Origin of the sequence: Lacinutrix mariniflava (assembly GCF_001418015.1) — a bacterium.
Classification (GTDB): Bacteria; Bacteroidota; Bacteroidia; order Flavobacteriales; family Flavobacteriaceae; genus Lacinutrix; species Lacinutrix mariniflava.
The window spans coordinates 69,518-84,324 of the sequence record NZ_LIQG01000020.1; the positions used below are offsets into that span (position 1 = coordinate 69,518).

At 31.5% G+C, this 14,807-nt stretch carries 14 protein-coding genes; 9 read left to right on the forward strand and 5 right to left on the reverse strand.

Annotated elements, in window-relative coordinates; translation table 11 throughout:
- The first annotated feature begins 12 nt into the window (after positions 1 to 12).
- The 3 genes from ASC44_RS03605 (at position 13) to ASC44_RS03615 (ending at position 2,612) form a co-directional block, all read left to right on the forward strand.
- A complete protein-coding gene (locus tag ASC44_RS03605; protein ID WP_055446258.1) occupies positions 13 to 645 on the forward strand; it encodes a DUF6705 family protein in 633 nt (210 codons plus the stop codon).
- Between the two features lie 569 nt (positions 646 to 1,214).
- Positions 1,215 to 1,916 (forward strand): DUF7674 family protein, encoded by a 702-nt coding sequence (locus tag ASC44_RS03610; protein ID WP_055446259.1) that lies wholly within the window; start codon positions 1,215 to 1,217, stop codon positions 1,914 to 1,916.
- A 210-nt stretch (positions 1,917 to 2,126) separates the two neighbouring features.
- Positions 2,127 to 2,612 carry a hypothetical protein gene (locus ASC44_RS03615; RefSeq protein WP_055446260.1) on the forward strand — a complete coding sequence of 162 codons (486 nt, stop codon included), beginning with the start codon at positions 2,127 to 2,129 and terminating at the stop codon, positions 2,610 to 2,612.
- 756 nt (positions 2,613 to 3,368) lie between these two features.
- On the opposite strand, the gene trhA is transcribed toward ASC44_RS03615, so the two are convergent.
- Entirely contained in the window at positions 3,369 to 3,995 is a 627-nt protein-coding gene (gene trhA / locus ASC44_RS03620) for a PAQR family membrane homeostasis protein TrhA (RefSeq protein WP_055446261.1), read from the reverse strand.
- Positions 3,996 to 4,035: 40 nt separating this feature from the next.
- Positions 4,036 to 4,698 (reverse strand): DUF4294 domain-containing protein, encoded by a 663-nt coding sequence (locus ASC44_RS03625; protein ID WP_055446262.1) that lies wholly within the window; start codon positions 4,696 to 4,698, stop codon positions 4,036 to 4,038.
- A 124-nt stretch (positions 4,699 to 4,822) separates the two neighbouring features.
- On the opposite strand from ASC44_RS03625, the gene ASC44_RS03630 reads away from it, so the two are divergent.
- From ASC44_RS03630 to ASC44_RS03640, 3 genes are all read left to right on the forward strand, one after another.
- Entirely contained in the window at positions 4,823 to 5,911 is a 1,089-nt protein-coding gene (locus tag ASC44_RS03630) for a M42 family metallopeptidase (RefSeq protein WP_055446263.1), read from the forward strand.
- A gap of 76 nt (positions 5,912 to 5,987) precedes the next feature.
- Positions 5,988 to 6,542: an NUDIX hydrolase gene (locus ASC44_RS03635; protein WP_055446264.1), complete on the forward strand. Its 555-nt coding sequence runs from the start codon at positions 5,988 to 5,990 to the stop codon at positions 6,540 to 6,542.
- A 167-nt stretch (positions 6,543 to 6,709) separates the two neighbouring features.
- Positions 6,710 to 7,396 (forward strand): PrsW family intramembrane metalloprotease, encoded by a 687-nt coding sequence (locus tag ASC44_RS03640; RefSeq protein WP_055446265.1) that lies wholly within the window; start codon positions 6,710 to 6,712, stop codon positions 7,394 to 7,396.
- On the opposite strand, the gene ASC44_RS03645 is transcribed toward ASC44_RS03640, so the two are convergent.
- On the reverse strand, positions 7,386 to 8,876 hold the full coding sequence (locus tag ASC44_RS03645) for a T9SS type A sorting domain-containing protein (protein WP_055446266.1): 1,491 nt from the start codon (positions 8,874 to 8,876) through the stop codon (positions 7,386 to 7,388). The two genes, ASC44_RS03640 and ASC44_RS03645, sit on opposite strands and share 11 nt — an antisense overlap.
- A gap of 171 nt (positions 8,877 to 9,047) precedes the next feature.
- Here ASC44_RS03645 and ASC44_RS03650 point away from each other — a divergent pair, with 171 nt between their 5' ends.
- The 3 genes from ASC44_RS03650 to ASC44_RS03660 are packed head-to-tail and all read left to right on the forward strand — an operon-like array spanning position 9,048 to position 12,523.
- The gene (locus tag ASC44_RS03650; protein WP_055446267.1) at positions 9,048 to 9,533 is read left to right on the forward strand and encodes an acyl-CoA carboxylase biotin carboxyl carrier protein subunit; all 486 of its coding nucleotides are present in this window, start codon (positions 9,048 to 9,050) and stop codon (positions 9,531 to 9,533) included.
- Positions 9,534 to 9,535: 2 nt separating this feature from the next.
- A complete protein-coding gene (gene accC / locus ASC44_RS03655) occupies positions 9,536 to 10,975 on the forward strand; it encodes an acetyl-CoA carboxylase biotin carboxylase subunit (protein WP_055446268.1) in 1,440 nt (479 codons plus the stop codon).
- Between the two features lie 6 nt (positions 10,976 to 10,981).
- A complete protein-coding gene (locus ASC44_RS03660; protein ID WP_055446269.1) occupies positions 10,982 to 12,523 on the forward strand; it encodes an acyl-CoA carboxylase subunit beta in 1,542 nt (513 codons plus the stop codon).
- A gap of 19 nt (positions 12,524 to 12,542) precedes the next feature.
- Here the strand turns inward: ASC44_RS03660 and ASC44_RS03665 are convergent, their stop codons facing one another.
- Positions 12,543 to 13,166 carry a MarC family protein gene (locus ASC44_RS03665; RefSeq protein WP_055446270.1) on the reverse strand — a complete coding sequence of 208 codons (624 nt, stop codon included), beginning with the start codon at positions 13,164 to 13,166 and terminating at the stop codon, positions 12,543 to 12,545.
- A gap of 19 nt (positions 13,167 to 13,185) precedes the next feature.
- Positions 13,186 to 14,793, reverse strand: coding sequence for a cytochrome-c peroxidase (locus ASC44_RS03670; RefSeq protein ID WP_241491396.1), 1,608 nt, complete (start codon positions 14,791 to 14,793; stop codon positions 13,186 to 13,188).
- Positions 14,794 to 14,807 lie beyond the last annotated feature (14 nt).

Below are 14,807 nucleotides of genomic sequence, written 5' to 3' on the forward strand. Positions count from 1 at the left end.
ATTAAATATAATATGAAAAATTTAATAATATTAACCTTAACTGTATTTACATTTTTATCTTGCAAAGCACAACAACCTATAATAGCCTTATATAATGGAACAGATTATTTGGATACATATAATGCTTATTATAAAGATATTGATGGAGATTTAACTAAAATTGTAGGTACTTGGAAATACGTAAATGGTAATGAAGTTTTTAAACTTATAATTAAAAAAAAGGAGCAAAAATTGCTCACTCCTTCAGGTAGAAATATAACCTTTTACAAAGATGTTTTGTACGGAGAATATGAATACATAGACTTAAATGGCAATGAAATAATTAACACTCTTAATGAGATTGATTCTCAAACAGATGTTTCTGAAAACTCTATTTATGGTGGTTATATAAAAGGAGCTTCGGATAATCCACCTTGCGAAAATTGCGAGCCAGATGAGCGTATAGCAAAAGTATTGATAGAAGATCCTTCAAGAACTTATTTGTTTTATAATATGTCGATTAGACATTTTCCTGGCGAGATTTCATTAGGAACTACTGAACAAATTAAAATTAAAATTGATAGAGAAGATTATTCAGATATTCCAGAAGGTCAACCTGATAACGATAGAATACCGCTTGTAGAACTTACACTTGAAAAACAATAAAAAAACTAACCACAACCACGTATATAAAAAATAGCAGATAAGAGGTAAACTTAAAGTTTATTTCTTAACTGCTATCTTTGTTTTACAATCGAAAAGTAATACATTTAAATCTGCTACTTTTCATATACAAATACGTTGCCGTCCATTGCTCACTCGCCTCAAAAAACGGTAATTCACTCAAAAGTTAATAAAAATAAATAACGGTTTCCGATACATTAATTGCGCAATCTTTGCGTACGACTGACCTCACTTCCACGCAATCTTTGTTAAACCGATTTACCAAGCTTTGCGTAACTGTTGAGCCGATAAAATAAAATGGATTCCAATTTATAATTTACGCAATCTTTACTAATCCGATTTACCAAGCTTTACGTAACTCTTAAGCCGATAAAATAATTCCTGTAACGTACGGCAACATTGTATAAAAATAATGCTTAATTTAGTCCTTAAACAATGTAAGTGCTTCTTTTGCCAGCTTCTGATTTTCCTACGGAAAATCCCAGCAAGCAAAAACGCACTATCCTTATACGTAACCGTTACCTGCAAGCTAAAAAAAATCCGAACTACAAATGAAATCAAGAACTGAAATTGAACAATATTATAAAACTGGAAAAAGATTTTTCAGGAATATTGATTTTAATTTTGGACAAAGTTTTGAAAACTCGAATTTTGAAAACGCAATTTTTGAATTCTGCTACTTTGGAATTGAATTTAATAATTCAAATTTTAGAAATGCCAAATTTTTAGAATGCAATATGAAATCAACGAATTTCACAAACTGCGATTTCTCTAATGCTGAAATTAAAGAAAATTTAATGGAAGGGATTAACTTTAAAGGTTCTAATATTTCAAATTTAATATTCGAGAATAATATTAGTTATGGAGCAAAAGTCAAATTAAATTCTGAAACGTTAGAAATTGAATATAACATTCACAAACTGAATTATGAACTATATGAATTTATACCTGAATTTGAGGAAATTTCTGACCATTCAAATGACGAACATTTATACTCTGTATTTGGAGATTTGAGTATTGTCCTTGCAAAAGAAATTATAGAAAATGAAAATCTGACTAAATTAATAACGGATTCTTTTAAGTTTTTTAATTATTTAAGCGATAAGAAGGATAAAGAAATTGATAACTTATTAATTGTGGGAATTTACGAAGGAATATATCATTCTGGAAAATGTAATGAAATTGCGAAGAAGTTATTAAATAAAAAGGCAATAAATACATATGAATTTAATTTAGAAAAGTGGAAAAAATAATAAAGCCTGCAGGTAACACCGTGTATAATTTATTGCTTGTAATCGCTTACTTACGAAAGTCCTTTGGGACTTTCTTGGTTCGTGTTTTATTTACTAAATTTACTGCTTAACCACGCAACAAACCATACACAACAACGTTACCACACATGAAAAAATAAGAAAATGGCATAATAATTGAATTAATAAAGAAAATCAGAAAAAACCTTATTTATGAACAAGTTAAAATTACCAATAACACTTACTTTTTTATTAATTCTTTTTATAGCATGTAGTAATGATGATGAAGATAATTCATATGAAATATATACGATTGAAGATTTAAATTTACTACATAATAATAGCTCTAAAACATGGGAATTAGAAGCCTACTATCAGAACTACGATAATTGGATAAGTGATCAAAATGATTGTTTTATTGATGATAGTTACATTTTTAAAACAGATAATGAGGTAGAAGTAATTAGTGGAAATGAAAATTGTTATTTTGGTAATTCAGAAATTGCCGAAGCAAGCTATGATTTTTATGAAGAACAAGGGGAAGTTTGGTTGACTATGATTCGGGGGGAAATAACAGATAATCTTGTTAATAGTACATCGTTTTCATTAAAATTAATCGAGTTAAAAGAAGATAGAATGGTATTTTCTACTGGAGATAAAAGAGATTATAAAAAAGCTTTAATTTTCGTAAAAAACTAAAAAACGTGTGGTAACACCGTGTATAATTAATTGCTTGGTCACTGCCGACTTACGAACATTCCTGCGGAATATTCTATCTGTGATTTATTTGCTAAATTATTTGCTTAACCACGCAACTAACCATACACAATCACGTTGCCGTCCATTGTGACCCGTCCTGAAATAAGACTACATATTTTTTTAATCATTATATATAGAATCCACAGAGCAAATAGACGCCACAATAAATTTTTAAAATTAAAAAGCTTAACCGAACTTACAATCGGTAAACACACAAAGAGCGAGCTTTGTAAACTCTACTCTATCACTCCCACAACTGTGAACGTGTGGATTAAAAGCACAATTGTTAAAACTTATTATACTTAATGAAGTTTATGCATCATATATAACTTATATCCAAACTAAAAGGTTTTTACTATCCGCATTTCATAACGGGAATTCTGAAAAAACTAATACGTAATGTCAGTCCTAATTTAGAATTAAAAGGATATTAGAGAACACCTAATAGGCGCTGTTTATATAGCTATAAACATTAAAAAACTACTCATCATTACTTCGTTCATTCCATTAACACTTCTAGTCAGAAAGAGGAATTCAATATTATGTCAATAGATACAGACAAATTTTAAAAGAAAAATAATAGTATAACTGAAGTAAGATTACCATTAGACTTTAAACACCTAATACGTTATATAAATTATCTTCTAAATTCAATTTTAAGGTGTAGATATATTGAAACCACGGCACTCATAAAATTTAAACCACATATAAATATACCATCAAAAAGTGACAGGCAGCTCCAGCTAATACAAACAAGTGCCAAATTACATGGTAAAACATTTTCTTTTCTAGAGCATAAAAAACAATACCTATTGTATAAGCCGCTCCTCCAAGCATTAATAACGTAATCCCTTCTGGAGGCATTATGTTTTTTAATTCAGAAAAATCGAAAACAATTAGCCAACCCATTACTAAATATAATAATGTTGAGAATACATTAAATCTTCCTGTAAAAAATAGTTTTAAAACCACTCCAAAAGCTGCGATTCCCCATACAGTTGCAAATAAAGTCCAACCTAAGCTATGCTCTAAAGTTATAAGTAAAACAGGTGTATACGTTCCTGCAATAAGCAAATAGATACTAATATGATCTATTACCCTAAATTTATGTTTATACTTTTCGTTTTTAACATAATGATATGCTGTTGAAGCAGAGAACAAAATAATTATAGATAAACCATAAATAACAACACTTATTAAACTATAAGTAGTTTTATTAGTATCTTTTAATATAAGTAAAACTAAGGCTATAACTCCAAATATGGCTCCTAAACCATGGGTTATAGTGTTCCATAGTTCTTCGCGTTCCGTTTGTATGCGCATGTATAATTTAGATTTTTGTTCTATTAATTTTGTTTTTCCCCTAATTTAACCATTTATTGGTTAGCTCGAAAAAATCAAAATCTAAAGCAGATTCCTGTTTTTCTAATATTTCATTTTGAAAATTACGTTGTAAAATATCTTCAATTAAATAATCTTCTTTAACATTCTCCGGATCAAATTCTCGTTTTAAAGAGATATTAAACAAACTAGCGGTATTATTAAACCAAAAGGCTCTCCACCCATTTCTTAATTCTTTAATAAGCGTAAATGTTGTTTTTCCTGTTTGTCTATGAATTAACTTAATAAGTATCTGTCCTTCTGTTTTTGTCATTTTTTTTAATTCCGCAGAAAATTCACTTTCAATATATTTCTGAACTTTCTTAGCATAACGCTTTTGCTTTCTTTTCGAGTCCAAAGTTGCTAGTTGCCTAGTTAACGAATCTAATCTATCGGCAGCCATTTTAGCATAAGGATAAACCTTTAATGTTTTTCGTCTTAAAATATAATAGCGTCTTCTATTTTCTTTACTATCAAATTTAAGTTTATGCAATAGCATAACCTCCTCAAGATCTATGGCTTTACGCGGAATAGAATCGCCATCAATGATCATGTATTCTACATGTATTGAATCTTGTTCTATTTCTTGGATTTGTCCAAAAATCAACAATGGAAACACTAATAAAAGTGGTAAAATATACTTCATATAAAATATTATACTAAAACCATTCCAAAAAAAATTAACGGTTTCTCACAAAATTAATAATTATACTATTCTTAACTATTAAATAACTACGATTATTGTTATTTTAGTACAAAATTAAAAAACAATGGCAGAAAAGAGCATACTTAACAAAAAGTCTATGGACTTTTTAGAGAAATATTTAAACAACGCTTCACCAACAGGTTACGAATGGGATGGGCAAAAAATATGGATGGATTACCTTAAGCCTTATGTAGATGAGTTTTTTACAGATACTTATGGTACTGCTGTTGGTGTAATTAATCCAGAAGCAAAATACAAAGTCGTTATTGAAGGTCATGCCGATGAGATTTCGTGGTATGTAAATTACATAGACGACAAAGGTTTAATTTATGTGGTAAGAAATGGTGGTAGTGATCATCAAATTGCACCAAGTAAAGTGGTAAATATTCATACTAAAAATGGTATTGTTAAAGGTGTTTTTGGCTGGCCTGCAATACATACAAGAAGTAAAGCAAAAGAGCAAGCACCAAAACCAGATAATATTTTTATAGACTGTGGTTGTAAAACTAAAGCCGAAGTTGAGGAACTTGGTGTGCATATTGGTTGCGTAATTACATATCCAGATGAATTCCATATTTTAAACAAAAACAATTTTGTTTGTCGTGCTTTAGATAACAGAATGGGTGGTTTTATGATTGCTGAAGTGGCCCGTTTACTTAAAGAGAATAAGAAGACATTACCTTTTGGTCTTTACATTACAAATTCTGTACAAGAAGAAATTGGGTTACGTGGTGCGCAAATGATTACTGAAACGATTAAGCCAAACGTGGCTATTGTTACAGATGTTACACACGATACAACTACTCCAATGATTGATATGAAAGTTCAAGGTGAAGTAGAAATTGGTAAAGGTCCAGTTATTGCTTACGCTCCGGCTGTACAACAAAAATTACGTGATTTAATTACAGATACGGCAGACGCTAACAAAATACCGTTTCAACGTGCTGCCTTATCTCGTGCTACAGGAACAGACACAGACGCCTTTGCTTATAGTAATGGTGGTGTTGCTTCTGCATTAATATCTTTACCGTTACGTTACATGCATACAACAGTAGAAACTGTGCATAGAGACGATGTTGAAAATGTGATTAAACTAATTTATGAAACATTATTAAAAATTGAAGATGGTGAAACGTTTAGCTACTTTAAATAAAAGAAGCAATAGTAATTTTTAATAACAAATAACAACGTCATTACTTCAAAATAAAGTAATGGCGTTTTTTTCTATTATGACAGAAGAATACATTGATATAGTATCAAAAACAGGGAAACCAACCGGTGAATCTGTTTTAAAGAGCGAAATACACAGCAAAGGACATTACCATAATACAGTACACATTTGGTTTTATACTAATGAAGGTGAAGTTTTACTAGCACAACGTGCAGCTTCGAAAGTTATTTATCCTCTACTTTGGGATGTTAGCGTTGCTGGACATATAGATGCAGGTGAAACTATAAAAGCTGGTGCTATTCGTGAAATTAAAGAAGAAATAGGATTAAAAATTAAAAAGAAGAAGTTAAAAAAAATAGGTGTTTTTGAATGTTTTCAGTCTTATCCTAACGGCATTATAGACAATGAATTCCATCACACCTTTATAGCTGAATTTGAAGGATTCCTATCCGACTTAGTGCTTCAAGAAGAAGAAGTTGAAGCTATCAAACTAGTAAGTATGTACGATTTTCATGAGTTATTAGAAAACTCTGCAACTAATGGTCATTTTGTTGCAAGTAACAACGATTATTACCATAAAGTAATCGAAGCTATTTTAGCAAAAATAACTTAGTATTGGTTAAAAATAATGTCACTTCGAGTGATGCTGAAGTATGAAGCATTGTAGCGAGAAGTCATTTTTAATACAAATGTTCTCAATAAAAAATTTCAAAAAAAGCAATTTCACTCGAACTTACATAAACGTATACTTTTACTGAAATTATTTACTAAATTCGCCTCATGGAATTAATTATTTACGCACTTGCTCCGGTAGCTGTTGTTATACTTTACATTTATTTAAAAGATAAATACGAAAAAGAACCTAAACGTTTACTTATAATATCCTTTTTACTTGGTGCTATTGTTAGTATTATAATTACTACTGTCTTATATGGTGTTTTTGAATTAGCAGTTCCATTAACTAATAGCTTGAGTGTTCTTCAGCAATTTGTTCAAGCCTTTTTTGTGGTTGGTTTTTCTGAAGAATTAAGTAAATATCTTGTTGTTTTATTATTTGCACAAAGAAACAAAGCCTTTAACGAACAATTTGATGGTATTGTATACGCAGTAATGGTTTCCATGGGTTTTGCTGCTACCGAAAACATTTTTTATGTTATGGAAAGTGGTCCCACAACTGCTTTACTTAGAGCTTTTACTGCAATTCCTGCGCATGCAACTTTTGGAATATTAATGGGATATTTTATGGGAAAAGCGAAATTCTCAAATAACAAAATTTTACTAAATCTAACTGGATTAGGTTTAGCTATTTTATTTCATGGTTCTTACGACTTTTTTCTATTTATAGACTTTATTCCAGGTATTTGGGTTGGTGCTTTCGTGTCTCTAATTATAGGTGTTATTTTATCGCGAAACGCAATTAAAAGACACCAAAAAAATTCGCGTTTTAAAAATGATATTATTTTATAAATTTTAAAGTTTCTATTCTTCCTTCAATAGATAAATTAATAAAATAAAGTCCATTAGATATTGTTGAAATATCTATACTTCTACTATCATTAAGCTTAGATTGAGAGATAATTTGTCCTGTAATATTATAAATTTTGTAGTCTGTTTTATTATTTACAAAATCTCCCGAAATTGTTAAGGTTTCGTGGTTAGCATCGGTAAATACTTTTATTATTGATGTGGCACTTAACACTTCTGTATTAGAGAGTGTGTTAACATTAAGTTCTGCGACATAACTATCTATCGAAATACCGTCTTCTACTCCACTCCAATCGCTCCCAAATAACAAGCGCGTTCCTGTTGGACTAATGGTAACATGTGGTTCTCCCCAATAATCAATATTATCCTCATCACTTCTATGGTGTGCCACACGATAAACATCTGCATCTAACTCATTAACTTTAGCAATAAATAATTCTTGATCCAAAATTTGCACACCATCTTGTTGAAAGCCTAAAGAAGATACAGCAACCCAACCACCTTCTGTATTTTTATGTGCTAAAGCAGAGATATGCGTTCCAGATTTTGGGTATCCATAATCACTTTCAAGCGTTACAGAAAAGCAATCTCCTGTTGTAGCATTATGCGCTATTAATGTTCCTAAACAACCTCCTGTATTATCTCCCTCTGGTGGATCTGGAGGAAATGCTATTGCAAACAAAGCATCATCTCCATTACTTAATTTCCCTAAACAGGAGTGTTCTGTTTTTCTAATTTTTAAATCCCTGACAAAGTTCCCATTAACATCATATATTTTTTCTTCATGATGAAATAAATTACCGCTAGGAAAAGGCATTGGAGCATTATAAGCAATATCTGCAATATTAAACTGTGTTAGCGTACTTGTTGAAATTCTATAATAGTAAGCCGAATCGTTACCACATCTAAAAGAAAAAACATCATTATCCCAAGACATCATTTGTATATCACTTCCTCCTGTTAGTCCACTAGAACTAGGACAACCACTTACAGTTCTAATATTAACTATAATTGTTTTTACTTGTGTTTGTACATTATACCTATAAAGATTATCGTTATTATTATCCATATAAAATAAAACATCTGGATCTGTAAACGACCAAAACACAGCTTCTATATCATCTGGATTTATATCTGTCATGTCTCTAACAAATGTATAGTCCTGTCCATTTAATAATTTATGTACTCCGCCTCCATAAACAATCATTAAACTTTCGTCTGCATTCCAAGCTTGAATTGTGCTATACATTGGTGCAATAAAACTTCCCGCAGGCGCATTAGCAATGCGTTTTATTTGCGTATTTGGAAATGACGGATCTGTAACCGAAGCCAAATATCCAGGTTTTGCTAATGGTTGCATAGGATGTTGTACAAGATCGTTAGCAATATAACCTTGACCCAGGTCTTGAGAAAACCCTTGCTGTAATATAATTATGTAAATAATTAAAGTAATTTTTTTCATTATATATAGTATTAAACTTAATAAGATATACGGATTAAATCAAATTTTAGATGGTATACAATTCTTACAAATAAAACAATCAACTATAGAAAATTAGCATAAATTTAGTTATTCAGCTCAAACGTTTTCGTAATTATACATATATTTACTTGTATTTAAAATGATAAATAAATGAATCAAAACTTTAAAGCAAAAGTCAATAATTCTTCCGAATTTAATATTTCTGAAAAAGACATTGCTGCATTGGACAGTATAAAAATTAGTAATTCAAAGTTTCATGTTTTGCAAAATAATAATTCTTATGAAGCAGAAATGGTATCTTCAAATTTTCACAAAAAAGAATACCAAATAACAATCAATAATAACAATTACTCCATTAAGATTCAAGATCATTTAGATGCTTTAATAAAATCTATGGGATTTGAAGTTGGTGCCTCTAAAGTCGTTAACAACATAAAAGCACCAATGCCTGGACTAATATTAGACATAAATGTAAAGGTTGGAGAAGAGATAAAAGAAGATGCTCCGCTTTTAGTTTTAGAAGCTATGAAAATGGAAAACACTTTAGTTTCACCAAGAGATGGTGTCATTAAATCTATTGCTGTTAGTAAAGGTGAGGCAGTTGATAAAAATCAATTATTAATTGAATTCGAATAATAATGAAAAAAATACTAATCGCAAACAGAGGAGAAATTGCAATACGTGTTATGCGTACAGCAAAAAAAATGGGAATAAAAACCGTAGCTGTTTACTCTACAGCAGATAGAAATGCACCACATGTTAGGTACGCAGACGAAGCCGTTTTAATAGGAGAAGCACCTTCAAACCAGTCTTATTTATTAGGAGATAAAATTATTGAAGTTGCAAAAAGTCTTAATGTAGATGGTATTCATCCTGGTTATGGGTTTCTGTCCGAAAATGCTGGTTTTGCAGAAGCTTGCGAGAAAAACAATATTACATTTATTGGTCCAAAATCACATGCCATAAAAGTAATGGGAAGCAAATTAGCTGCAAAAGAGGCCGTTAAAGCTTATAATATTCCAATGGTTCCAGGTACAGACCAAGCCATTACAGACATCCCAGAAGCTAAGAAAATTGCTAAAGGCATTGGGTTTCCAATTCTAATAAAAGCATCTGCTGGTGGTGGTGGAAAAGGAATGCGTATTGTTGAGAAAGAAGACGAATTCGAATCGCAAATGAATCGTGCTATAAGTGAAGCCGTTAACGCCTTTGGCGATGGTTCTGTTTTTATAGAAAAATACGTAAGTTCTCCAAGGCATATTGAAATACAAATAATGGCAGATGCACATGGTAATGTTATTCATTTATTTGAACGCGAATGCAGCATACAACGTCGTCATCAAAAAGTAGTTGAAGAAGCACCTAGTGTGATTTTAACTCCAGAATTACGCCATGAAATGGGAGAAGCTGCCATAAAAGTAGCCAAAGCTTGCGATTATTTAGGTGCAGGAACTGTTGAATTTTTGTTAGATGAAAATAAAAATTTCTATTTCCTTGAAATGAATACAAGACTACAAGTTGAGCATCCTGTTTCCGAAATTATTGCAGATGTAGATTTAGTAGAACTTCAAATTAAAGTCGCGCGTGGTGAAGCTTTAAATATTGATCAAGACGATTTAAAAATTAATGGTCACGCCTTAGAATTACGTGTCTATGCAGAAGACCCTTTAAACGATTTCCTACCAAGTGTTGGTACTTTAGCGGTTTATAAATTACCGGAAGGTGATGGTATTCGTGTAGATAATGGCTTCGAACAAGGTATGGATATTCCTATTTATTATGATCCTATGCTAGCCAAGCTAATTACTTATGGAGAAACACGTGAGGAAGCCATTGAGTTAATGCTTAAAGCTATTGCTGATTATAAGGTAAAAGGAATTCAAACAACATTACCGTTTGGAACTTTTGTTTTTAATCACGACGCTTTTAAGTCTGGTGATTTTGATACACATTTTGTAAAAAAATACTATTCGCCAGAAGCTTTAAAAGCCAAACAAGATGAAGAAGCCAAAATAGCTGCAACACTTGCCGTAAAACAATATATCGAAGATCAAAAATTATTACGCTTACCAAACTAAATAGCAATGGAATCTAAAATAAAAGACCTAAACGAAAAATTAGCACAAGCCTATTTAGGAGGTGGACAAGCGCGAATTGATAAACAACACGAAAAGAAAAAACTAACAGCCAGAGAACGTGTACTGTATTTACTAGACGAAGGTTCCTTTGAAGAAATTGGTGCTTTAGTAACGCATAGAACCAAAGACTTTGGCATGGAAAAACAAATTTTCTATGGCGATGGTGTGGTTACTGGTTACGGCACAGTAAACGGAAGATTAACGTATGTTTTTGCTCAAGATTTTACCGTTTTTGGTGGCTCTCTATCTGAAACGCATGCTGAGAAAATTTGTAAAGTAATGGATTTAGCATTAAAAGTAGGTGCTCCATTAGTTGGTTTAAACGATTCTGGAGGCGCACGTATTCAAGAAGGTGTGCGATCGCTTGGTGGTTATGCCGATATTTTCTATAAAAACGTACAATCCTCAGGTGTAATACCACAAATTTCTGCTATTATGGGTCCTTGTGCTGGTGGTGCAGTGTATTCTCCTGCAATGACGGATTTTACACTAATGGTTGAAGACACTAGTTATATGTTTGTAACTGGTCCAAACGTGGTTAAAACCGTTACCAACGAAGAGGTTACAAGTGAAGAACTTGGTGGAGCAAGTACACACTCTACTAAATCTGGAGTAGCACACAAAACATCACCTAACGATGCAGAATGTTTAGAAGATGTAAAAAAACTATTAAGTTATTTACCACAAAATAATACTGAAACAGCTGCCCTTTTAGAGTACGATTTAAACGATGAAATAAGAGAGAGTTTATCGAGTATTGTTCCAGATAATGCAAATAAACCATATGACATGCATGCGGTGATTTCGGGTATTATTGATGAAGATTCTTTTTACGAAATACATAAAGACTATGCCGAAAACATTATTGTAGGCTTTGCAAGACTTGGTGGACGAAGTGTTGGTATTGTTGCCAATCAGCCACAATTTTTAGCAGGTGTTTTAGATGTAAACAGTTCTAAAAAAGCAGCACGTTTTGTGCGTTTTTGCGATGCCTTTAATATTCCTTTATTAGTTTTAGAAGATGTACCAGGATTTCTACCAGGAACAGACCAAGAGTGGAATGCAATTATTGTTCATGGTGCAAAACTATTATATGCTTTTAGTGAAGCTACTGTTCCAAGAATTACAGTCATTACTAGAAAGGCATATGGAGGCGCTTACGACGTTATGAACTCTAAACATATTGGTGCAGACATGAATTTTGCGTGGCCTAGTGCAGAAATTGCAGTGATGGGAGCAAAAGGTGCAGCCGAAATTATTTTTAAAAGAGACATTAATGCCGCAGACGATAAAGACGCTAAATGGAAAGAAAAAGAAGCAGAATATGCGACCTTATTTGCAAACCCATATAGCGCCGCACAACGTGGTTTTATAGATGAAGTTATTTTACCAAAAGATACCAGACGTAAACTAATTAAAGCGTTTGCAATGCTTGAAAATAAAGTAGTTGAAAGACCTAAACGTAAACATGGTAATATTCCATTGTAAAATAAATTTAATATTTACTTTATAGACCAAATATAGCAGTAACCGCAGCAATAATATACTCTACTCCTATTGCTATTACTATAAATCCAATAATTCTCGAAAGTGCATTTATACCAGATGCTCCTAAAAACTTCACTATTATATGTGCACTTTTAAGAACAAAATAAATAGTTAGTGCTGCTAACAGCATTGCAGCAACAAGAATTCCAATTTCAATAGTTTTTTGAAACTCCTGATTATATGCTATTAATAATGAAATGGTTCCTGGACCAGCAAGCATTGGTATTGCTAAAGGCGTTAAACTTATAGCATCCCGACTATGAATATCATCCTGAACTTTTTGACGTTTCATACCTTTGTGTTCTCTAAACTTACCAGTTAATAAAGCAAAACCTGAAGATGCTATTATTAAACCACCTGCTATTTTTAAAGCATTTAAACTAATCCCGAAAAAAGATAAAATATACTTTCCTGCAAAAAAAGATAAGAGTAAGATAACCAATACATCTATGGCTGTCCAAAACGCAGTAATTGCTCTCTCTTTTTTTGTATGATCTAATGTTAATCCTACAAAAACAGGCACTGTTCCTAAAGGATTCATGATTGAAAATAATGCGCCAAAAGCGACTAAAAATAGTTCCATTTTTGTAAAAAATTTAATTTTAATTATCGCTTAAACTATTCATGAAATTAACAAGATCCTTAATTTCATTTTTTGAAAGGTTTAAACTATCTGTTGGTAATGTTTGGTATTCTAAATCGAATCCTAAACCAGATCCACCTCCATTATTATAAAAGGTAATAACTTCTTCTAAAGAGTTGTAGACACCATTATGCATATAAGGTCCTGTTTTTTCAATATTTCTAATGGTTGGTGTTTTAAAAAACATTTTACGCTCGTCTGTTTTAAATACGTGATAGCGCCCAAGATCGTCACTTACTTTAGAATTTTTGTGTATAGATTTTGGGACACCTAACAGTTCCATTTCACTCTCGTTAAACGCCGGAGGTACTGTACCATTAAAAACTGGAGCGAAATGGCATGTAGCACATTTTCCTTTACCACTAAAAATATTAAAACCATTAATTTCACTTTCTGTAAGTGTGTTTTCTTGATTATTAATGTTTCTATCGAATTTAGAATTAAAAGTATTTAAGCTTCGTACGTATGTTGCTATTGCATGTCTTATTTCTCTTTCTGTTGTTTTATTATAAAGTGCTTTTAACTTATTAGTATACTCTAAATTCTTTGAAACGGCTTCCGTTATGTTTTCTAAATTAGTATGAAACTCATTCTTATTATCTACTACGCTTACAATTTGTCCTTCAAGACTACCTGCTCTACCGTCATGAAAAAAACTTTGTTGTAGAGAGGAGTAGGTTAATGTTGGTGTATTTCTATTTTGTTTAGAAAAAGTGACCATACCATCTGTAAAAGCTTTGTCTTTGTGATGGCATGTTGCGCAGCTCATTTCTTTATTTGATGATAAACTAACGTCGTTAAACAACTCTTCTCCTAATGCTATTTTCTCTTGTAAGTCTACTACTGGTTTGTTACTATCAGAAAAATAATTAACATTAAACGTTGCTTTTGAAAATAACGAGGTCATGTTATTAGTAAACGCTAGTTCAAAAGGAAATTCTACTTGCCAGTCTTTTTGTGTTTCTACTAAAAGTTCTAGTTGTTTATGTGTATGGTTTTTAATAAAATTATAGCGATTGAAAGTGCTAAATTCTTGATTTAAATCTATAATTGTTTTTGAAATTTCATCTTGCCAAGTTTTTAAAAGTTTGGCATTATTAAATTCGCTTTTACTAAACTCTAAAATGGTCTCAACCATCTTGTAAGACAACTGTGCTTCTATTAAAGATTGTTCTAAAACTGGAGAGTCGAAACCTGTAATACCTGTTAATGCTACACGTGCTATTTGATCTCTAATAAGCCAAATGACATGGTGCTTTTTTAGTTTTAACTTAGTATTGTTATGTATTAATGCCAAGCGATTTTTAGTTTCTTTTGCTGTGTTTTTAATCTGTTTTAAGGCTACAGTATTATCAAACAAAGACTCCTCTAAAACTTGAAAACCTTTAGGTTCTCTAATTTTAATATCTGTAGCATCTTCTTCCTCTATTTTAAGAATATTAGGTGCATTTAGAAACTTATAATTGTCTTTATCTACAAAGGCTAAAATGGGTTCTAATGTTTTAAAAGTACCTCTTGCTAATTTGTAATTTACTATGGCTTCAACTTTAGTTTTTGAAACTTCCAAAGCTTCTAACTGAT

Excerpts from the sequence above, each read along its gene's own strand:
- ASC44_RS03605 (WP_055446258.1), top strand. The coding sequence starts at position 13 with ATGAAAAATTTAATAATATTAACCTTAACTGTATTTACATTTTTATCT.
- ASC44_RS03610 (WP_055446259.1), top strand. The coding sequence starts at position 1,215 with ATGAAATCAAGAACTGAAATTGAACAATATTATAAAACTGGAAAAAGA.
- ASC44_RS03615 (WP_055446260.1), top strand. The coding sequence starts at position 2,127 with ATGAACAAGTTAAAATTACCAATAACACTTACTTTTTTATTAATTCTT.
- trhA (WP_055446261.1), bottom strand. The coding sequence starts at position 3,995 with ATGCGCATACAAACGGAACGCGAAGAACTATGGAACACTATAACCCAT.
- ASC44_RS03625 (WP_055446262.1), bottom strand. The coding sequence starts at position 4,698 with ATGAAGTATATTTTACCACTTTTATTAGTGTTTCCATTGTTGATTTTT.
- ASC44_RS03630 (WP_055446263.1), top strand. The coding sequence starts at position 4,823 with ATGGCAGAAAAGAGCATACTTAACAAAAAGTCTATGGACTTTTTAGAG.
- ASC44_RS03635 (WP_055446264.1), top strand. The coding sequence starts at position 5,988 with ATGACAGAAGAATACATTGATATAGTATCAAAAACAGGGAAACCAACC.
- ASC44_RS03640 (WP_055446265.1), top strand. The coding sequence starts at position 6,710 with ATGGAATTAATTATTTACGCACTTGCTCCGGTAGCTGTTGTTATACTT.
- ASC44_RS03645 (WP_055446266.1), bottom strand. The coding sequence starts at position 8,876 with ATGAAAAAAATTACTTTAATTATTTACATAATTATATTACAGCAAGGG.
- ASC44_RS03650 (WP_055446267.1), top strand. The coding sequence starts at position 9,048 with ATGAATCAAAACTTTAAAGCAAAAGTCAATAATTCTTCCGAATTTAAT.
- accC (WP_055446268.1), top strand. The coding sequence starts at position 9,536 with ATGAAAAAAATACTAATCGCAAACAGAGGAGAAATTGCAATACGTGTT.
- ASC44_RS03660 (WP_055446269.1), top strand. The coding sequence starts at position 10,982 with ATGGAATCTAAAATAAAAGACCTAAACGAAAAATTAGCACAAGCCTAT.
- ASC44_RS03665 (WP_055446270.1), bottom strand. The coding sequence starts at position 13,166 with ATGGAACTATTTTTAGTCGCTTTTGGCGCATTATTTTCAATCATGAAT.